The sequence below is a fragment of the Lelliottia sp. AC1 genome (assembly GCF_023278595.1).
Lineage (GTDB): Bacteria > Pseudomonadota > Gammaproteobacteria > Enterobacterales > Enterobacteriaceae > Enterobacter > Enterobacter nimipressuralis.
The window spans coordinates 3,251,442-3,269,442 of the sequence record NZ_CP025699.1; the positions used below are offsets into that span (position 1 = coordinate 3,251,442).

20 protein-coding genes and 1 other annotated feature are annotated in these 18,001 nt (G+C 52.4%); of the genes, 8 read left to right on the forward strand and 12 right to left on the reverse strand.

Going from position 1 to position 18,001, the window contains the following annotated elements; all coding sequences use genetic code 11:
- Positions 1 to 498: 498 nt before the first annotated feature.
- The 3 genes from clpB to rluD all read right to left on the reverse strand — a co-directional run bounded on the left by clpB (position 499) and on the right by rluD (position 4,910).
- Positions 499 to 3,072 (reverse strand): ATP-dependent chaperone ClpB, encoded by a 2,574-nt coding sequence (clpB, locus tag C0560_RS15380; RefSeq protein ID WP_100779262.1) that lies wholly within the window; start codon positions 3,070 to 3,072, stop codon positions 499 to 501.
- Between the two features lie 129 nt (positions 3,073 to 3,201).
- On the reverse strand, positions 3,202 to 3,933 hold the full coding sequence (gene yfiH / locus C0560_RS15385; RefSeq protein WP_129034980.1) for a purine nucleoside phosphorylase YfiH: 732 nt from the start codon (positions 3,931 to 3,933) through the stop codon (positions 3,202 to 3,204).
- The gene (gene rluD, locus C0560_RS15390) at positions 3,930 to 4,910 is read right to left on the reverse strand and encodes a 23S rRNA pseudouridine(1911/1915/1917) synthase RluD (protein ID WP_181826675.1); all 981 of its coding nucleotides are present in this window, start codon (positions 4,908 to 4,910) and stop codon (positions 3,930 to 3,932) included. The genes yfiH and rluD overlap by 4 nt, the downstream gene beginning before the upstream one ends.
- A gap of 130 nt (positions 4,911 to 5,040) precedes the next feature.
- On the opposite strand from rluD, the gene bamD reads away from it, so the two are divergent.
- The 4 genes from bamD to pheA all read left to right on the forward strand — a co-directional run bounded on the left by bamD (position 5,041) and on the right by pheA (position 7,806).
- Positions 5,041 to 5,778 (forward strand): outer membrane protein assembly factor BamD, encoded by a 738-nt coding sequence (bamD, locus tag C0560_RS15395; protein WP_100779259.1) that lies wholly within the window; start codon positions 5,041 to 5,043, stop codon positions 5,776 to 5,778.
- Between the two features lie 267 nt (positions 5,779 to 6,045).
- Positions 6,046 to 6,387 carry a ribosome-associated translation inhibitor RaiA gene (raiA, locus tag C0560_RS15400; protein WP_095282963.1) on the forward strand — a complete coding sequence of 114 codons (342 nt, stop codon included), beginning with the start codon at positions 6,046 to 6,048 and terminating at the stop codon, positions 6,385 to 6,387.
- A gap of 103 nt (positions 6,388 to 6,490) precedes the next feature.
- Positions 6,491 to 6,616 (forward strand) — a sequence feature (Phe leader region).
- Positions 6,492 to 6,539, forward strand: a complete 48-nt coding sequence (pheL, locus tag C0560_RS15405; protein ID WP_102105455.1) for a pheA operon leader peptide PheL — start codon at positions 6,492 to 6,494, stop codon at positions 6,537 to 6,539. Its footprint overlaps the feature before it by 48 nt.
- Positions 6,617 to 6,645: 29 nt before the next feature.
- Complete coding sequence (gene pheA, locus C0560_RS15410; RefSeq protein WP_102105362.1) at positions 6,646 to 7,806, forward strand: bifunctional chorismate mutase/prephenate dehydratase; 1,161 nt, start codon at positions 6,646 to 6,648, stop codon at positions 7,804 to 7,806.
- On the opposite strand, the gene C0560_RS15415 is transcribed toward pheA, so the two are convergent.
- Genes C0560_RS15415 through aroF form a run of 3 tightly spaced genes read right to left on the reverse strand, consistent with a single transcriptional unit; the run spans position 7,803 to position 10,938 of the window.
- Positions 7,803 to 8,675 carry an SMP-30/gluconolactonase/LRE family protein gene (locus tag C0560_RS15415; protein WP_248858963.1) on the reverse strand — a complete coding sequence of 291 codons (873 nt, stop codon included), beginning with the start codon at positions 8,673 to 8,675 and terminating at the stop codon, positions 7,803 to 7,805. The genes pheA and C0560_RS15415 overlap by 4 nt on opposite strands.
- Positions 8,676 to 8,735: 60 nt before the next feature.
- Entirely contained in the window at positions 8,736 to 9,857 is a 1,122-nt protein-coding gene (gene tyrA / locus C0560_RS15420) for a bifunctional chorismate mutase/prephenate dehydrogenase (protein ID WP_129034982.1), read from the reverse strand.
- Between the two features lie 10 nt (positions 9,858 to 9,867).
- Positions 9,868 to 10,938, reverse strand: coding sequence for a 3-deoxy-7-phosphoheptulonate synthase AroF (gene aroF, locus C0560_RS15425; RefSeq protein WP_248858965.1), 1,071 nt, complete (start codon positions 10,936 to 10,938; stop codon positions 9,868 to 9,870).
- A 220-nt stretch (positions 10,939 to 11,158) separates the two neighbouring features.
- On the opposite strand from aroF, the gene C0560_RS15430 reads away from it, so the two are divergent.
- The 4 genes from C0560_RS15430 (at position 11,159) to C0560_RS15445 (ending at position 13,928) form a co-directional block, all read left to right on the forward strand.
- Positions 11,159 to 11,533, forward strand: coding sequence for a DUF2799 domain-containing protein (locus C0560_RS15430; RefSeq protein ID WP_194514112.1), 375 nt, complete (start codon positions 11,159 to 11,161; stop codon positions 11,531 to 11,533).
- A 195-nt stretch (positions 11,534 to 11,728) separates the two neighbouring features.
- A complete protein-coding gene (locus C0560_RS15435; protein WP_248858967.1) occupies positions 11,729 to 12,214 on the forward strand; it encodes a YfiR family protein in 486 nt (161 codons plus the stop codon).
- The gene (gene dgcN, locus C0560_RS15440) at positions 12,207 to 13,427 is read left to right on the forward strand and encodes a diguanylate cyclase DgcN (RefSeq protein WP_123428857.1); all 1,221 of its coding nucleotides are present in this window, start codon (positions 12,207 to 12,209) and stop codon (positions 13,425 to 13,427) included. Before C0560_RS15435 ends, dgcN begins: the two co-directional genes overlap by 8 nt.
- Positions 13,428 to 13,442: 15 nt before the next feature.
- Positions 13,443 to 13,928 carry an OmpA family protein gene (locus C0560_RS15445; RefSeq protein ID WP_248858969.1) on the forward strand — a complete coding sequence of 162 codons (486 nt, stop codon included), beginning with the start codon at positions 13,443 to 13,445 and terminating at the stop codon, positions 13,926 to 13,928.
- Between the two features lie 3 nt (positions 13,929 to 13,931).
- On the opposite strand, the gene C0560_RS15450 is transcribed toward C0560_RS15445, so the two are convergent.
- From C0560_RS15450 to rpsP, 6 genes are all read right to left on the reverse strand, one after another.
- On the reverse strand, positions 13,932 to 15,296 hold the full coding sequence (locus C0560_RS15450) for a PepSY domain-containing protein (RefSeq protein WP_248858971.1): 1,365 nt from the start codon (positions 15,294 to 15,296) through the stop codon (positions 13,932 to 13,934).
- Positions 15,297 to 15,353: 57 nt separating this feature from the next.
- The gene (locus tag C0560_RS15455; RefSeq protein WP_248858973.1) at positions 15,354 to 15,758 is read right to left on the reverse strand and encodes a DUF2946 domain-containing protein; all 405 of its coding nucleotides are present in this window, start codon (positions 15,756 to 15,758) and stop codon (positions 15,354 to 15,356) included.
- Positions 15,759 to 15,887: 129 nt separating this feature from the next.
- Positions 15,888 to 16,235: a 50S ribosomal protein L19 gene (rplS, locus tag C0560_RS15460; protein ID WP_095282974.1), complete on the reverse strand. Its 348-nt coding sequence runs from the start codon at positions 16,233 to 16,235 to the stop codon at positions 15,888 to 15,890.
- Positions 16,236 to 16,278: 43 nt separating this feature from the next.
- Positions 16,279 to 17,046, reverse strand: a complete 768-nt coding sequence (gene trmD / locus C0560_RS15465) for a tRNA (guanosine(37)-N1)-methyltransferase TrmD (RefSeq protein WP_248858975.1) — start codon at positions 17,044 to 17,046, stop codon at positions 16,279 to 16,281.
- A gap of 31 nt (positions 17,047 to 17,077) precedes the next feature.
- Complete coding sequence (gene rimM / locus C0560_RS15470; protein ID WP_100779247.1) at positions 17,078 to 17,617, reverse strand: ribosome maturation factor RimM; 540 nt, start codon at positions 17,615 to 17,617, stop codon at positions 17,078 to 17,080.
- 15 nt (positions 17,618 to 17,632) lie between these two features.
- Complete coding sequence (gene rpsP / locus C0560_RS15475) at positions 17,633 to 17,881, reverse strand: 30S ribosomal protein S16 (protein ID WP_014171249.1); 249 nt, start codon at positions 17,879 to 17,881, stop codon at positions 17,633 to 17,635.
- Positions 17,882 to 18,001 lie beyond the last annotated feature (120 nt).

The window sequence follows — 18,001 nt, forward strand, 5'->3', positions numbered from 1 at the left end:
CCGCCAGCGTTCAATCTGAGCCATGATCAAACTCTTCAATTTAAGTTTGATGCTCGTGAATTAAACTTCGTAATGAATTACGTATGTTCACTCAGAGACTTTGGTATTCATTTAGCGTCTTGCGACGTTTAGAATCCATGTCACTTTGAGTGCCCACACAGATTGTCTGATAAATTGTTAAAGAGCAGTGCAACGCGGCTTTCGCTCACCGTTGCGAGGTCCCGTATAATACGTTTTCCTCATTCAGAGTCAAGCGTTTAATTTCGCTTTTCGCTGTCGGCGTTCATCGCTGAACCCCTTCTGTCCCGGCGGCTTGCGTGCCGTTGTTCCGTGTCAGTGGAGGCGCATTATAGGGAGTTATTCTGAGGCTGCAAGTCTAAATAAGAAAATAATGACTGACTGCTCATTTTCCAGGCAAATCGAACCTCTAACACTGAGTCTCGCCTGGTTTTTAAACAAAAACGAGCCCCGAAAGGCTCGTTTTTGATGTTTTGTGACTTACTGCACTGCCACAATTTTGTCTTCGTTGACTTCGAGTCGAATCACTTTCCCTGGGACAAGCTCCCCGGAAAGGATTTGCTGCGCCAGCGGGTTTTCGATCTGCTGCTGGATAGCACGTTTCAGAGGACGCGCCCCGTAAACCGGATCGTAACCATTTGCACTCAGCAGCTTCAGCGCGTCGTCAGAGATGTGGATTTCATACCCACGATCCTCAAGACGTTTATACAAACGCTGCAACTGAATCTGGGCAATAGACGCAATGTGTTTTTCCCCCAGAGGGTGGAACACAACAACTTCATCTATACGGTTAATGAATTCCGGACGGAAGCTCTGGCTAACCACGCCCAATACCAGATCCTTCATATGACCGTAATCCAGTTCGCCGAAACGTTCCTGAATCAAATCGGAACCCAGGTTCGAGGTCATGATCACCACAGTGTTGCGGAAATCGACCGTTCTCCCCTGCCCGTCAGTCAGACGTCCATCATCCAGAACCTGCAACAAGATGTTGAAGACATCCGGATGCGCTTTTTCAACTTCATCTAATAAGATGACGGAATAGGGGCGACGACGTACTGCTTCAGTTAAGTAACCGCCCTCTTCATAGCCGACATATCCTGGAGGCGCACCGACCAGACGCGAGACGGAGTGTTTCTCCATAAACTCGGACATATCAATACGCACCATCGCGTCGTCGCTATCGAACATAAAGTTCGCCAGTGTCTTACACAGCTCGGTTTTACCAACACCGGTCGGCCCAAGGAACAGGAACGAACCAATCGGGCGATTAGGATCCGATAAGCCCGCACGGCTACGACGAATCGCATTTGATACGGCTTCGACGGCTTCATCCTGACCGATCACACGATGGTGCAGGTCATGCTCCATACGCAGCAGTTTTTCGCGCTCCCCTTCCAGCATGCGAGCAACCGGAATACCCGTCCAGCGCGCCAGCACATCGGCAATTTCCACGTCCGTTACTTTATTACGCAGCAGACGCATGGTTTTGCCTTCAGACTGGGTTGCCATCTCCAGCTGTTTTTCCAGTTCCGGAATTTTGCCGTACTGCAACTCAGACATACGTGCCAAATCGCCCACGCGACGCGCCTGCTCAATGGCGATTTTCGCCTGCTCAAGCTCAGCCTTGATCGTCTGCGTGCCAGAAAGCGACGCCTTCTCAGCTTTCCACTCTTCTTCTAATTCAGAATACTGACGCTCTTTGTCGTCCAATTCCTCATTAAGCATATCCAGGCGCTTTTTACTCGCTTCATCAGACTCTTTCTTCAGCGCCTGCTGTTCAAGCTTGAGCTGAATGATTCTGCGGTCGAGTCTGTCTAACTCTTCCGGCTTGGAGTCAATCTGCATACGAATGCTGGACGCCGCCTCATCGATCAGGTCGATGGCCTTATCCGGCAGCTGTCGGTCGGCAATATATCGGTGAGACAGTGTCGCCGCCGCCACGATAGCCGGGTCAGTAATCTGCACATGGTGATGCAGTTCATAGCGTTCTTTCAGACCACGTAAGATAGCAATGGTGTCTTCCACCGTCGGTTCCGCTACGAACACTTTCTGGAATCGACGTTCCAGCGCAGCATCTTTCTCGATGTACTGTCGATACTCATCGAGCGTTGTCGCACCGACGCAGTGCAGTTCACCACGCGCAAGAGCTGGTTTCAGCATGTTCCCGGCATCCATGGCCCCGTCGGCTTTACCGGCACCGACCATGGTGTGCAGTTCGTCGATAAACAGGATGACATTGCCTTCCTGTTTCGCCAGATCGTTAAGCACGCCTTTTAAACGCTCTTCGAATTCACCGCGGTATTTCGCCCCGGCCACCAGCGACCCCATATCCAGAGCCAGCACACGACGGCCTTTCAGCCCTTCCGGTACTTCGCCGTTAACAATTCGCTGCGCCAGACCTTCGACGATGGCAGTTTTACCGACACCGGGTTCACCGATCAGTACCGGGTTGTTTTTGGTACGACGTTGCAATACCTGAATAGTGCGGCGAATTTCTTCGTCGCGGCCAATCACCGGATCGAGCTTGCCTTGTTCCGCACGCTCAGTCAGATCGACCGTATATTTTTTCAAAGCCTGACGTTGGTCTTCGGCTCCCTGATCGTTCACGCTTTCACCTCCACGCATTTTTTCAATCGCCTGAGTCACATTGGCGGTTGTCGCACCGGATGATTTCAGCAGATCGGTCAGCGTACCGCGTGATTCAAGCGCCGCCAGAACAAACAGTTCTGACGAGATAAAGTTGTCCCCACGTTTTTGCGCCAGCTTGTCGCAAAGATTCAGCACGCGCACCAGATCCTGAGACGGCTGAACATCCCCACCGGTACCTTCCACCTGTGGCAGACGACTCAGCGCCTGATCGACGGCTGTGCGCAGCTCGCCAGCATTAATACCAGCAGACGTGAGTAAAGGACGTACCGATCCCCCTTCCTGATTCAGCAAGGCGCTCATTAAATGAAGAGGTTCGATAAATTGGTTGTCGTGCCCCAGTGCGAGAGACTGGGCATCGGCGAGAGCAAGCTGGAATTTATTAGTAAGACGATCCAGACGCATAACTCCTCCCATAACAGGTCAAATTTGCTACTGGAGATTAAATGAGGTCATCCCTCAATTATTCAAGGTTAATGACCTGAATTATACGAAAAGAAAACAGCGCGTTCCGGATCGTCTTGATTCGTTAGGTTATATCAGCCAAATGAAACTTGCCATACGACCTGTCGTGTTGTCGCGACGATAGGAGAAAAAATCACCCTTTTCGGTGAAGGTACAGCGATCGCCACCGAAGATCTGCGTCACACCGACATTGCCAAGCCGCTGGCGGGCAAGCTGATAGATATCGGCCAGGTATTTATCCCCTTTCGGCTGAAACGCACTGACGGCCTGCGAGTCTTTGTCGATAAAGGCGTCACGCACTTCTGGCCCGACTTCAAAGGCCTGTGGCCCAATCGCCGGACCGAGCCAGGCAATAATATTGCCCGGACGATCGTCGAAACAGGCAACCGTCTCTTCAAGTACGCCCGCACACAGCCCGCGCCAGCCAGCATGGGCTGCTGCCACTTCGGTACCCGCGCGGTTGCAAAACAGAACAGGCAAACAATCGGCGGTCATCACGGCACAGACTGTCCCGGGAGTCTTACTGTAAGAGGCGTCGGCACGTTTTGAAGCGTAGGGTTCTCCCGTCAGCCTCAACACATCTTTGCCGTGCACCTGCTCAAGCCAGACCGGTTTTGATGGCAGATTTCCTGCCGCAAACATACGCTTGCGGTTCTCTTCGACATGTTCCAGGTTATCGCCACAGTGGGCGCCAAGATTTAATGACGCCCACGCGTCGTGACTGACGCCACCAACGCGGGTAGAGCTGCAGGCTGCCACGCCTTCAGGAATTGGCCACTCCGGGACAATCAGTTTGGTCATAACCAGTCCACTTTATCCTTATGTTCTTCAAAGTCCGCACGCATCGCGTCAATCAGCTCGACCATATCCCGAGGAATTGGCGCATGCCATTCCATCTCGATACCGGTGATCGGGTGATAGAGACGCAGCATGGTCGCGTGTAAGGCCTGGCGATCGAATTTACGCAGAGTGCTGATAAATTCTTCCGACGCGCCTTTCGGCGGACGCGGACGACCACCGTAAACCTGATCGCCCACCAGCGGATGGGTAATGTGCGACATATGCACACGGATCTGGTGAGTACGGCCGGTTTCCAGACGCAGACGCAGACGCGTATGAATGCGGAAATGTTCCATAATGCGGTAGTGCGTTACCGCAGGTTTCCCCATCGGATGCACTGACATATGGGTACGCTTGGTCGGGTGACGGCTGATCGGCTCTTCGACCGTGCCGCCAGATGTCATATGACCAATCGCGACGGCTTCATATTCACGGGTGATTTCACGCAGCTGCAGCGATTCCACCAGACGCGTCTGGGCAGGAACCGTTTTCGCGACCACCATCAGACCTGTAGTGTCTTTATCCAGACGATGAACGATGCCCGCACGCGGAACGTCAACAATCGGCGGATAATAATGAAGCAGCGCATTCAGTACGGTACCGTCAGGATTACCGGCGCCAGGATGCACGACCAGGCCGCGCGGTTTGTTGATCACCAGAATGTCATCATCTTCATAGACGATTTCTAACGGGATCTCTTGTGCCTCAAAGCGGACTTCTTCTTCTATTTCAGCATTGATGGCGACGGCTTCCCCACCTAACACTTTCTCTTTTGGCTTGTCCCATACTTTGCCGTTAACCAGCACGCGCTGGTCAAGAATCCATTCTTTTATGCGTGAACGCGAATAATCAGGGAACATTTCGGCCAAAGCTTGATCTAAGCGTTGACCGAGCTGATTTTCGGAGACTGTTGCGGTGAGTTCTACTCGTTGTGCCATAGACTGCTTCTTCGTTTAACGTTGGGTTTTACGGCTTTGCCGTATAATATAGTGTGCTATTGTAGCTGGTCTTAATCGGGAGCAGGAAAGAGATTCTCCCGGACAAACATTTGAGGAAAGTCAAAACGTCATGACGCGCATGAAATATCTGGTGGCAGCGGCCACGTTGAGCCTGGCTTTGGTGGGCTGCTCCGGTTCAAATGAACAGGTCCCTGACAATCCGCCGAATGAAATCTATGCGACTGCACAACAAAAACTGCAGGACGGTAACTGGAAACAGGCGATAACGCAACTGGAAGCGCTGGATAATCGTTATCCATTTGGTCCGTATTCCCAACAGGTACAATTAGATCTCATCTACGCCTACTACAAAAATGCCGATCTGCCGCTGGCTCAGGCTACCATCGATCGCTTCATCCGTCTGAACCCGACTCATCCGAACATTGATTATGTCATGTACATGCGCGGCCTGACCAACATGGCTCTGGATGACAGTGCTCTGCAAGGTTTCTTCGGTGTTGATCGTTCTGACCGCGACCCGCAGCACGCGCGTGACGCATTTAATGACTTCTCCAAGCTGGTGCGCGGCTACCCGAACAGTCAGTACATCACCGATGCCACCAAGCGTCTGGTGTTCCTGAAAGATCGTCTGTCCAAGTATGAGTACTCCGTTGCCGAGTACTATACGCGTCGTGGCGCATGGGTGGCAGTGGTTAACCGCGTCGAAGGCATGCTGCGTGATTACCCGGACACACAAGCCACTCGCGATGGTTTGAAGCTGATGGAAAACGCGTACCGCCAGATGCAGATGAACGCACAGGCTGAGAAAGTGGCGAAGATTATCGCCGCGAACAGCAGCAATACCTGATCGTTCCCAAACGTAAAACGGCAGCCCAAGGGCTGCCGTTTTTTTATCCATTTCGCCATCCACTGAAGCGGTTTGGTGCCGACGAATCCTATCAACTATGGCTGCAATTCCTGAGTTCGACAAGGTAAAAATCACGTGTTCCTGTCTTTCCTCACAAAAAAGCTTCCTTGACAAAAAGTGACAAAATAACGTGATTTAGATCACACATTTTGACATTAGGACAGGTATGCTGGAATCACCAAGACGGAAAGACAAGAGGTAAAATTTATGACAATGAACATTACCAGTAAACAAATGGAAATTACTCCGGCAATTCGCCAGCACGTCGCAGACCGTCTCGCCAAACTGGATAAATGGCAAACTCATTTGATTAACCCGCATATCATTCTGTCTAAGGAACCACAGGGTTTTACCGCTGACGCAACTATCAATACTCCTAACGGCCATCTGGTCGCCAGCGCTAAACACGAAGATATGTACACCGCTATCAACGATTTGATCAACAAGCTGGAACGGCAGCTCAATAAAGTGCAACACAAAGGCGAAGCCCGTCGCGCCACCACCTCGGTGAAAGACGCAAGCTATGCCGAAGAAGTTGAAGAAGAGTAATCCTTTAAATTGAGTGTACCGCCAACGCGCCTCAGGGCGCGTTTTTTATTGACAGCATCAAAACAGTACGGGTACTTTAACGGTATCAACAACAGGATGAACTCATGAACCACACCCCGTTTTTCTTCGCATTCTTTTTTACCTTCCCCTGAATGGGAGGCGTTTCGTCGTGTGATAAAGAATGCGAAGACGAACAACAAGGCCTCCCACACCGGGGGGCCTTTTTTATTGATAACAATAAACGAAATAGGCAACGCTATGACATCGGAAAACCCGTTACTGGATCTGCGAGTAAAAATCAGCGCGCTGGATGAGAAATTACTGGCGCTGCTGGCTGAACGCCGCACGCTCGCCGTTGAAGTGGGTAAAGCCAAGCTGGACTCCCACCGCCCGGTACGTGATATCGACCGTGAGCGCGATCTGCTGGAGCGCCTGATCCAGCTGGGTAAAGCCCACCACCTTGATGCACACTACATTACTCGCCTGTTCCAGTTGATCATTGAAGATTCCGTTCTGACCCAGCAAGCGCTGCTGCAACAACATCTGAATAAAACCAATCCGCACTCAGCGCGCGTTGCATTTTTGGGACCTAAAGGCTCTTACTCGCACCTGGCTGCGCGCCAGTATGCCGCCCGGCATTTCGAGGAGTTTATCGAGAGTGGCTGCGCCAAATTCGCCGATATCTTTAACCAGGTTGAAACCGGTCAGGCAGACTACGCCGTGGTGCCGATTGAGAACACCAGTTCCGGGGCGATTAATGACGTCTACGATCTGCTTCAGCACACCAGCCTGTCGCTGGTCGGCGAAATGACCATTCCAATTGATCACTGCGTGCTGGTCTCAGGCTCAACCGACCTGAATCAAATTGATACCGTATACAGCCACCCGCAGCCATTCCAGCAGTGCAGCCAGTTCCTGAACCGCTATCCGAACTGGAAAATTGAGTACACCGAAAGCACCTCAGCGGCGATGGAGAAAGTGGCGCAGGCCAACTCTCCGCGCGTGGCGGCTCTCGGTAGCGAAGCTGGTGGCGCGCTGTATGGCCTGCAGGTACTGGAGCGCAACCTGGCTAACCAGACCCAGAACATCACCCGCTTCGTGGTGCTGGCACGTAAAGCGATTGATGTATCCGAGCAAGTTCCGGCGAAAACCACTCTGCTGATGGCGACCGGCCAGCAGGCGGGTGCGCTGGTTGAAGCCCTGCTGGTGTTACGTAATCACAACCTGATTATGACCAAACTGGAATCCCGCCCGATCAACGGCAATCCGTGGGAAGAGATGTTCTATCTCGATATCCAGGCCAACCTCAAATCAGCGTCCATGCAGAAAGCCCTGCGCGAACTGGGCGAGATCACCCGTTCGATGAAAGTGCTGGGCTGTTATCCGGGCGAGAACGTGGTCCCGGTCGATCCGGTTTAACGCTCAATAAACGGGCCTTTCTTCATTCCTGCCACACTGACTGGCAGGGTGAAGATAGCGCCCGATAGCGGATATTTCGTCACTTCGTCACGATCCATATTTTCACGCGTGGTGGTGATAAACAGGGTTTTCATATCATCCCCGCCGAAACAGACCATCGTCGGACAGCGCACCGGCAAGCGATACTCTTCCAGCTGTTCCCCCTGTGGAGTAAACCGCGCAATACGCCAGCCATCAAACAATGCGCTCCAGTAGCAGCCTTCAGTATCCATCGCGGCGCCATCCGGTATTCCCTCGCCTTTTTCGAAGCGGCGGAACACTTCACGAGCACCCGGCTCGCCCTTTTCGTCCAGCGGTGTACGGTAAATCACGCGGTTCGGCGTATCTGAAGTCATCATCCACTGCCTGTCCGAACTAAAAGCCAGGCCGTTGTGCCCGTGGATATCACACTGAATGACTTTCGGCGTCAGATCGTTATCAATGCGCATCAGCATCGCCCCGTTGTAATCCCCTGGTCCCCAGAATGTTCCCGCGTAAAAACGCCCGAGATGATCGGTGCCGCCGTCGTTAAAACGCGCCAGTTGAGGATTCGAGGGGTTATCGCAGACTTTTCGCTGGAGCAGGCCGTGCTTATCCGTCAGCCAGATCGCGTTACGCATCGCGACGATAAAACCGCCCTTCTCGCGTAAGGCAAAACACCCGACCTCCTCATGAAATGAGAGAACAGAGTGTTGACCCGAAGAGAGGTGATAACGATGAATTTCACCTTCCAGAATATCGGCCCAATAGAGCGCGTTTTCGCTTTCGCTCCAGGTCGGGCATTCCGGTAAGTGCCCGGTGTAGTCGAATAAAACCTGCGGTTCAGCCATGACAAATCCCCAAAATGAAAAAAGCCAGCAGTGCTGGCTTTTAGTATATACATCATCAGATTACTGGCGACTATCGTTCGCCTGGCGCAATAAGGTGCGGCTCTCGCTCTGGAAACGCTTCGCGTAATCCCCGAACCAGTGCTCAACCTTACGGAAACTGTCGATAAAGGCCTGCTTATCGCCCTGCTCCAGCAGCGCTATCGCCTCACCAAACCGCTGGTAGTAGCGCTTGATCAGCGCCAGATTATTTTCTGACGACATAATGATATCAGCATACAGCTGCGGATCCTGCGCAAACAGACGCCCAACCATCGCCAGCTCCAGGCGGTAAATTGGCGAGGAGAGTGCCAGCAACTGCTCCAGCTGGACGTTCTCTTCCGCCAGATGCAGGCCATAGGCAAAGGTCGCAAAGTGGCGCAGTGCCTGAATGAACGCCATATTCTGATCGTGCTCCACCGCGCTAATACGATGCAGACGTGCACCCCAGACCTGAATCTGTTCCAGGAACCACTGGTACGCTTCCGGCTGACGACCATCGCAGTAGACCACGACCTGTTTCGCCAGGCTGCCGCTATCCGGGCCGAACATCGGGTGCAAACCCAGTACCGGTCCGTTATGGGCCGCCAGCATCGCCTGCAGCGGACCATTCTTCACGGACGCCAGATCCACCAGAATACAATCTTCCGGCAGAGACGGCAGTTTGCCGATAATCTCTTCGGTCACATGAATCGGCACGCTGACAATAACCATGCCTGCGTCGGCCATCATCTCTGGCGCACGTGCCCAGTCCTCTTTTTCAAGAATGCGCACCTGATAACCAGAAAGCGTCAGCATCTTCTCAAACAGACGCCCCATCTGGCCGCCGCCGCCAACGATCACCACCGGTCGCAGCGACGGACAGAGGGTTTTAAAGCCCTTATCGTTTTCACTGGAGTAGGATTCACGCATCACGCGGCGCAGCACATCTTCAATCAGATCGGGAGAGACGCCCATCAGCTGCGCCTCATTACGCCGGGAGGCGAGCATCGACGCTTCACGCTCTGGCACGTAAATCGGCAGGCCGTATTTACTTTTCACTTCCCCGACTTCGGCAACCAGTGACATCCGGCGCGCCAGCAAATCCAGCAGCGCCTTATCCACCTCATCAATTTGATCGCGTAGTGCGGTCAATTCTGCAACCATAACTAACCTCTTAAGCCAGACGCGTCGCCAGCTGGCCGTTCAAATCTTTGTGGATCTCACGCAGCAGCGCATCCGTCGCTTCCCAGCTGATGCAGGCGTCGGTTACTGAGACACCGTGTTTCATTGCGCTACGCGGCTGTTCAGATGACTGATTACCCTCGTGGATATTACTCTCAATCATCAGGCCGATAATCGAACGGTTACCGTCTTTAATTTGTGCGACAACGGATTCCGCTACCGCAGGCTGGCGACGGTAATCTTTGTTGGAATTACCATGGCTGCAATCTACCATCAGAGCCGGCCGCAGTCCCGCCTGTTCCATCTCTTTTTCGCACTGGGCGACATCCGCCGGGCTGTAGTTAGGTGCTTTACCGCCGCGCAGGATAACGTGACCATCCGGGTTGCCCTGGGTCTGGAGCAGACAAACCTGGCCGGCCTGGTTGATGCCGACAAAACGGTGCGGCATCGCCGCAGCGCGCATGGCGTTAATCGCTGTCGCAAGGCTACCGTCGGTCCCATTTTTAAAACCAACCGGCATCGACAGGCCAGACGCCATCTCGCGGTGAGTCTGTGATTCTGTGGTGCGAGCACCAATCGCGGACCAGCTAAACAGATCGCCTAGGTATTGCGGGCTGTTCGGATCAAGTGCTTCTGTCGCCAGCGGCAGCCCCATGCTCACCAGTTCTACCAGCAGACGACGCGCAATCTTCAGACCGGCTTCCACATCAAACGAGCCATCCATGTGTGGATCGTTAATCAACCCCTTCCAGCCAACGGTGGTACGAGGTTTTTCAAAATAGACGCGCATGACCAGGTAGAGGCTATCGCTGACCTCCTCTGCTAATGCTTTAAATCGACGAGCATATTCAATCGCGGTTTCAGGATCGTGAATGGAGCATGGCCCGCACACCACCAGCAGACGCGGATCGCGACCGGCAATGATGTCAGAGATAGTCTGGCGGGAGTGCTCAATCTGCGCCTCCTGTTCAGAACTCAGCGGGAATTCCAGCTTCAACTGATCTGGCGTGATCAAAACCTGTTCGTCGGTAATATGTACGTTATTCAGCGCGTCTTTATGCATGATGGCGATCCTGTAATGCTCGTTTGCGATAGTGGTTTCCTCGATGAGGTGAACACACAATATCACATCAAGTAAAGATTTCAATCCAAAATACGTAAACATTACTTTACAAGTCGCATTTTAAAGCAAAAAATATCCGCTTTTTTCGTAAAGATAAAATTACACCCTGATTATTGATTGCCAGGCTATGCTGAAGAAAAAGAAGAAAAGGCGAATCACTATGCGTTCCATTGCTCTCGCGCTGCTGGCGATATTATTGACAGGCTGTCAAATCAACCCTTATACCTTCCAGCCCACCTGGACCGGCACCAGCTGGTTTACCGCCGGCAAAGAAGATGCCATGAATGGTGTATCAATAAAAAGTAACGAAACTCTCGCGGATAATTTTAACGATCCTGACGTCGATCGCAGTGAATACCTGCGCGGTTATGCTGATGGTCAGAAAAAAGTCTGCACCGAAGATTTTGTCTATGCGTGGGGTCTGTCCGGTAAAATATTCCCAGCCAGTTGTGATACGGCAGAAAATGCCGACCCGCTGCGCAAATCCTGGCAAAAAGGTATGGATGAAGGTATGCGCGGTTCGAGACTTAATTAATTTAATAACTTAATAATTTCATTCAATTACAACTCAGATTTAGCTTAAGTCACAACAAATTCCACATAATGACTACTCAGGTAAACAATGGTATTCTTCCTGCAATATTCAAGGATATATATTTCCAGAGTGGTATGGCGGATTCTGGTGAGACATTTTTTTACGTTCCCTTTGTGCCATCTGATTCTGGCACTCATGCTGTGCATTATCAGCGAGCAAAGTTTCGCGACAACATTGACCGAAAAAGAGAAGTCAGTGCGTTCGATCGTCTCTGGTATCGTCAGCTATTCCCGTTGGCCTGCACTATCTGGCCAGCCTAAACTCTGTATTTTTTCGTCTTCTCGTTTCGCCCAGGTACTGAGTGACAGCGGCTCTGCTGCTTTACCCTACACACCTTTGATTGTGCAAAATGAGTCTGAAGCATTACATGCCACCTGCGATGCCGTTTATTTTGGAAACGAGTCACCTGCTGCTCAACTTGAATTATTCAGGAATTATCAGGGCCGCGCGTTACTATTAATCGCCGAGCAAAACCTGGAATGTGTTATTGGCAGTGCTTTTTGTCTGATAATTAATGAAGAAACAGTGAGATTTTCTGTCAATCTGGATGCCCTGTCTCGCAGTGGCGTAAGAGTGAATCCGGATGTGTTAATGCTTGCCCGGAATAAGAAGCATGAATAAGGAACTTTCTTCAACGCCACGGCCGACGTTTAAAAGAACGTTGCGGCGCATCAGTATGATTAGCGTGGTAATTACCATGACGCTGATATGGTTATTATTGTGTATTGCGTCAGTGGTTACATTAAAACAATACGCACAAAAAAACCTCGAATTAACCAGCGCGACCATGAGCCGAAGCCTGGAAGCCTCATTAGTATTTAATGATGCCACCGCCGCTAATGAAACGCTTGCCACACTGGGTAGACAGGGGCAATTTTCCGTTGCCGAGGTGCTCGACATCCATCAGAAGCGTTTTGCCTACTGGTCGTGGACCCCTGATGATGATACCGATACCCTGAGCACGCTGGTCAGTCGCATGCTGTTCCCCGTCCCTGCCGCACAGCCCGTGGTGCATAACGGCAAGGTGATTGGTGAAGTGCGCATCACCGCGCGCGACAGCCTGATTAGCCATTTCCTCTGGACGTCTTTTGCCGTGCTGACCGGCTGTATTCTTTTCGCCGCTTTTGTGGCGCTGACCATTACCCGTTCATTGCACAACGGAGTCGTCACCGCACTGCAAAATATCACCGACGTGGTGCATGACGTTAAAACGAACCGTAATTTCTCGCGCCGCGTCGAAGAGGAGCGTATCGAAGAGTTCCATCGCTTTGGGCAGGATTTCAACAGCCTGCTCGACGAAATGGAGGAGTGGCAGCTCAAGCTGCAGGCCCGGAACGCACAGTTGATGCGCACCGCGATGCACGATCCGCTCACCGGGCTGGCGAACCGCGCCGCATTCCGCAGCAGTATCGCGGCGCTCATGAATGACGCTTCTGCACAGATGAATTCCGCCCTGCTGTTCCTGGATGGCGATAACTTCAAGCAGATCAACGATACCTGGGGGCACGCGGCAGGTGACTGCGTGCTGATAGAAGTCGCCAGCAGAATGGTGGAATTTGGCGGGAAACGTTATCAGTCATACCGTCTGGGCGGCGATGAATTTGCCATGATCCTGTATGGCATTCACTCGGCGGCAGACGTTCAACAGATTTGCACTGCGCTTTCGCAGCAGTTTCTCCAGCCGTACGACCTGCACAACGGACATACGGCACACATGTCACTCAGCATTGGCTTCGCTCTGGCGTGGGAAAATACCTCGGTAGAGGCATTACTGGAGCAAGCCGACCGCAATATGTATCAAGTGAAAAACCAGCGTCCGACAATAATTTTGTAATAAAAGGAACACGTTATGTTAAGGCGATATCTCGCTCCAGTTTTACTGGCTACAACGATTCTGGCAGGCTGCCAGGCACCACCTCAGGGGAAATTCACCCCAGAACAGATTGCGGCAATGAAATCCTACGGTTTTAACGAAACGAACGGCGACTGGTCCCTCGGCCTGTCGGCGAAGATTTTATTCGGCAAGAATGAATATCAGCTGCGTCCGGAGAGCGAGCAGCAGATCCAGACCATGGCGACACGTCTGGCCGCCACCGGGCTGGTCCATGCACGTATGGACGGGCACACGGACAACTATGGGGAAGAAAGTTACAACCAATCCCTCTCGCTTAAACGCGCGAACGTCGTGGCTGATACCTGGGCAAAAGGGGCGAATATCCCGCGCAGCAACCTCACCACTCAGGGCTTAGGTAAACAATATCCGGTCGCTAGCAATGCTACAGCTCAGGGGCGTGCTGAAAACCGCCGCGTTGCAGTGGTCATCAGCACGCCTTAATCACTATTTGGTGGATTCTGACAACGTCAACAGGCACTGCGCGCGCCAGCGCAGCCAGTCAATCAGCACGAAAAATACCAGACTGACGCCCATCACCGGCATAATGATCCCCAGCATCACCCCGATAAAGAGCGTGACTCCTCGCCCACTGGCGGGGAGAGCAAGCCAGCACTGACAAAGCGTGAGCACCGGGTTGCCGGTGGCCTTAACCGGACGACGCATCCACCACATCCGATACCCCCACGCGATCAACACGCACAGCGCTACGCCGAAAACGATCAGGATCAGCTGATTCACCAGACCGAACAAAATCCCCATATGGAAATCCACGCCCCAGCGGGTCAGCTTCGCCATCAGCGGGAAGTCCGCGAAACGCGTCCGATCGAGGATCTGCATTGAGTGCGGATCAACGGCAACCGCGTCCACCTGCGTGGGCCAGCCACGATCGATTTCCGTGACCGTCCAGGCCTGTTCAGCCATTTTAGCGGGGCGAACTTCCAGCTTGTTCGCATCGATCCCCGCTCTTCTGGCCGCATGCAGGACGCTGTCTAAGAGCGTCAGATTCATGCCCATATCCGGCATCATCGCATCGTGATGGCCACGATGTTCAGCATGAGGATCGACTTCTGCCGCGGGACCACGCAGCTGCGTGTTGACCTGCGGCGTCAGCCAGTTCATCTCTTTACGTGGCTTATCGACGTTGCCACCCGCCCATTGTGACCAGGTAAGCCCGGTCGCAGAAAACAGCAACATTCCCCCCAGCAGACCCCAGCCGAGCGCGACATGCACGCGACGTCGGTTCTGGAATCGGTTATTGATACGTCGCTTCGGGCGGGTATAACACCACAGCGCAATCCCGCCCAGGGCGGCGATCCACATCCAGGACGCGGCCAGCTCACTGTACAAACGCCCGATATCCCCCAGCATCAGCGAGCTGTGCAGATAGTCAATAGTCTGGCGCAGCGGCAAAATTCCGCTGGTGCCGTAGACCGTCATATCGCCGCGTACTTCCAGGCTCACGGGATCGATAAAAATCGCCCGATTCTCCGACGGCCCGAGCATCGGGTCGGCAAACATCACGCGCGTAGTTTCACCCGGGATCAGCCCCGGTCGCACGGCCTGCAGACGAAGTTGGTCCCCAATGGCTTTCTCCGCGACTGCAATTTGCTCGGCCAGAGGTTGAGCTTCACCAGTGGTATCGCTAAACAGTGCATGTTTGTACAACATGTTTTCGAGCTGCGGTGTCGCCACGTAGAGCGTCCCCGTTAGCGCAGCGAAAAAAATGAACGGGCCAACAAACAACCCGATATAGAAATGAAGGCGTCGCAGCAGGTTTCCCCATGCTGCGCGTGGCGTGCTGACAGTCATACTTTTCCTTTTTGCAGGCAAAACGTTATCGATGCGCAAAAGCGCATTCTTTATGGTTTAAAGGGAAAAAGCTGACCGCTGCGGGGGCGCGCGGGTATCAGGATACAACCAAGGGAAAAAGTGCCAGTGGCTCACCGCCTGTCGCGGCGGTTTAACGCGATGTCGCAATAGCACAGCGCACAACAGCACGATCAGCGCCAGCATCAGGCCCGGCACATGGGCCATTAGCACACAATAGCCACAGGCTTCGGCGTGATCGACAGGCATCGAGTGCGACGTCTCACCATGATGTTCTGCCATCGACATCTGGCTCATATCATGATGCATCCCCGGCATCGCGCTCATGGGATCTTTTTGTAGCGAAATGGAGATCAGCGGCGCGACCACGATCAGCAGGATCGCAAACAGCGCGGTCCAGGCCGCTGTGCGTTTCAAGGCTGATTGATGCAGTGCGTTATTCACTTACCCTCCGCTAGAGAGCGGCTATTGTAAATGATTTATGAAACGAAGGTTAACAAGCGGCGCGGATTTACATAAAAAAGGGCCGGCCTTGCGGCCAGCCCTTTTAACAGGATGTTGCTTAAGCGAGTATTAGTTCAGACGCTCTTTGATACGAGCAGACTTACCAGTACGCTCACGCAGGTAGTACAGTTTAGCTTTACGTACAGCACCACGACGTTTGACAGTAATGCTGTCAACTACTGGAGAGTGAGTCTGGAAGACACGCTCAACACCTTCGCCGTTGGAAATTTTACGAACAGTGAATGCAGAGTGCAGACCGCGGTTACGAATAGCGATAACCACGCCCTCGAATGCCTGCAGACGTTTTTTGGAACCTTCAACAACCCATACTTTCACTTCCACGGAATCACCCGGACGGAATGAAGGTACGTCCTGCTTCATCTGCTCTTGTTCAATTTGCTTAATAATGTTGCTCATAATTTAATCTCTTATCCTGGGTAAACTGATATATCGGGAGCGTTTACGCTTGCCCATCATGTTTATGTTGCTGTTGTGCGTGCTCTTTTTGGAACTCCGCCAGCAACCTTACTTGCTCTTCAGTCAGAGCCAGGTTTTCCAGAAGTTCAGGTCTTCTAAGCCAGGTTCGGCCCAGCGACTGCTTCAAACGCCAGCGACGTATCTCGGCATGGTTCCCCGACAGCAATACCGCCGGTACTTCCATCCCTTCTAACACTTCAGGGCGGGTATAGTGTGGACAGTCCAGCAATCCATCAGCAAAAGAGTCTTCTGTTGCTGAAGCTTCATGGCCCAGTACACCCGGAATAAACCGGGCAACGGAGTCAATCAGCGTCATTGCCGGTAACTCACCACCGCTGAGAACGTAATCGCCGATTGACCATTCTTCATCAATTTCGGTCTGAATCACGCGCTCATCTATCCCTTCATAGCGACCACATACCAGAATCAGCTTTTGATTCGTGGCCAGTTCGCTTACGCCTGCTTGATCAAGCTTGCGTCCCTGAGGTGACAGATAAATCACCTTTGCGCCTTCACCTGCCGCGGCTTTTGCTGTATGGATGGCGTCCCGTAAGGGTTGCACCATCATTAACATCCCCGGTCCGCCGCCGTAAGGACGTTCGTCCACGGTACGGTGCCGGTCATGCGTGAAGTCACGAGGACTCCAGCTTTCGATGTTCAGCAGGCCTTTTTTTACTGCCCGGCTAGTTACCCCGTAATCAGTAATCGCGCGGAACATTTCAGGAAACAGGCTAATTATGCCAATCCACATAGCGCCGTCTTTTACCGTTTATCCGGAGAATTTAAAAACCAGGATCCCAATCTACTTCGATAGTTCGCGTAGTGAGATCGACTTTCTTGATAACCTGCCCATCGAGGAACGGAACCAGCCGCTCCTTGATGCCAAATGCATCTTTCAGGTTTGCCTTAATGACGAGAACGTCATTTGACCCGGTTTCCATCATATCGATGACTTTACCCAGGCCATAGCCTTCAGTGGTGACAACCTGGCAACCCATAAGGTCTTTCCAGTAATAATCACCCTCTTCCAGCGAAGGCAGCTGCGATGAATCGACGACAATTTCGCAATTAGTCAGCAGATTCGCCGCATCGCGATCGTCAACGCCTTTCAGCTTGATCACGATATCCTGATTGTGGTGGCGCCAGCTTTCCAGCTCGACCGCTTCCCACTTACCACCTTTCTGGATAAACCAGGGCTGGTAGTTAAAAATGCTTTCAGCGTCTTCAGTGGAGGAAAACACTCTGAGCCAACCACGGATACCGTAGCAAGAACCCATTTTTCCCAATACGATCGGTTCAACAGGTGCTTTATTGCTCATCATGACCACCGTGACAGATTAAGCTGCTTTGTTTGCTGCTTTGATAAGCGTAGCAACGCGATCGGAAACAGTAGCGCCCTGGCCAACCCAGTGAGCGATACGATCCAGATCCAGACGGGTTTCTTCTTCAGAACCGCTAGCGATCGGGTTGAAGAAACCAACGCGCTCGATGAAGCGACCGTTGCGTGCATTACGGCTGTCAGTCACAACAACCTGGTAGAACGGACGCTTTTTTGCGCCGTGACGTGCTAAACGAATAGTTACCATAACATCCTCTTGTGTGAATAAAACACAGGGCCCCATCGAGGAACGGAGCCCAGTGTCATATTAAAAGCCCGAAAATTTTACTGATTTCTGGGGAAAATGCAATCAGCATATGCTTCACAT

Coding starts and splice junctions, on each gene's coding strand:
- clpB (WP_100779262.1), bottom strand. CDS start 3,072: ATGCGTCTGGATCGTCTTACTAATAAATTCCAGCTTGCTCTCGCCGAT.
- yfiH (WP_129034980.1), bottom strand. CDS start 3,933: ATGACCAAACTGATTGTCCCGGAGTGGCCAATTCCTGAAGGCGTGGCA.
- rluD (WP_181826675.1), bottom strand. CDS start 4,910: ATGGCACAACGAGTAGAACTCACCGCAACAGTCTCCGAAAATCAGCTC.
- bamD (WP_100779259.1), top strand. CDS start 5,041: ATGACGCGCATGAAATATCTGGTGGCAGCGGCCACGTTGAGCCTGGCT.
- raiA (WP_095282963.1), top strand. CDS start 6,046: ATGACAATGAACATTACCAGTAAACAAATGGAAATTACTCCGGCAATT.
- pheA (WP_102105362.1), top strand. CDS start 6,646: ATGACATCGGAAAACCCGTTACTGGATCTGCGAGTAAAAATCAGCGCG.
- C0560_RS15415 (WP_248858963.1), bottom strand. CDS start 8,675: ATGGCTGAACCGCAGGTTTTATTCGACTACACCGGGCACTTACCGGAA.
- tyrA (WP_129034982.1), bottom strand. CDS start 9,857: ATGGTTGCAGAATTGACCGCACTACGCGATCAAATTGATGAGGTGGAT.
- aroF (WP_248858965.1), bottom strand. CDS start 10,938: ATGCATAAAGACGCGCTGAATAACGTACATATTACCGACGAACAGGTT.
- C0560_RS15430 (WP_194514112.1), top strand. CDS start 11,159: ATGCGTTCCATTGCTCTCGCGCTGCTGGCGATATTATTGACAGGCTGT.
- C0560_RS15435 (WP_248858967.1), top strand. CDS start 11,729: ATGCTGTGCATTATCAGCGAGCAAAGTTTCGCGACAACATTGACCGAA.
- dgcN (WP_123428857.1), top strand. CDS start 12,207: ATGAATAAGGAACTTTCTTCAACGCCACGGCCGACGTTTAAAAGAACG.
- C0560_RS15445 (WP_248858969.1), top strand. CDS start 13,443: ATGTTAAGGCGATATCTCGCTCCAGTTTTACTGGCTACAACGATTCTG.
- C0560_RS15450 (WP_248858971.1), bottom strand. CDS start 15,296: ATGACTGTCAGCACGCCACGCGCAGCATGGGGAAACCTGCTGCGACGC.
- rplS (WP_095282974.1), bottom strand. CDS start 16,235: ATGAGCAACATTATTAAGCAAATTGAACAAGAGCAGATGAAGCAGGAC.
- trmD (WP_248858975.1), bottom strand. CDS start 17,046: ATGTGGATTGGCATAATTAGCCTGTTTCCTGAAATGTTCCGCGCGATT.
- rimM (WP_100779247.1), bottom strand. CDS start 17,617: ATGATGAGCAATAAAGCACCTGTTGAACCGATCGTATTGGGAAAAATG.
- rpsP (WP_014171249.1), bottom strand. CDS start 17,881: ATGGTAACTATTCGTTTAGCACGTCACGGCGCAAAAAAGCGTCCGTTC.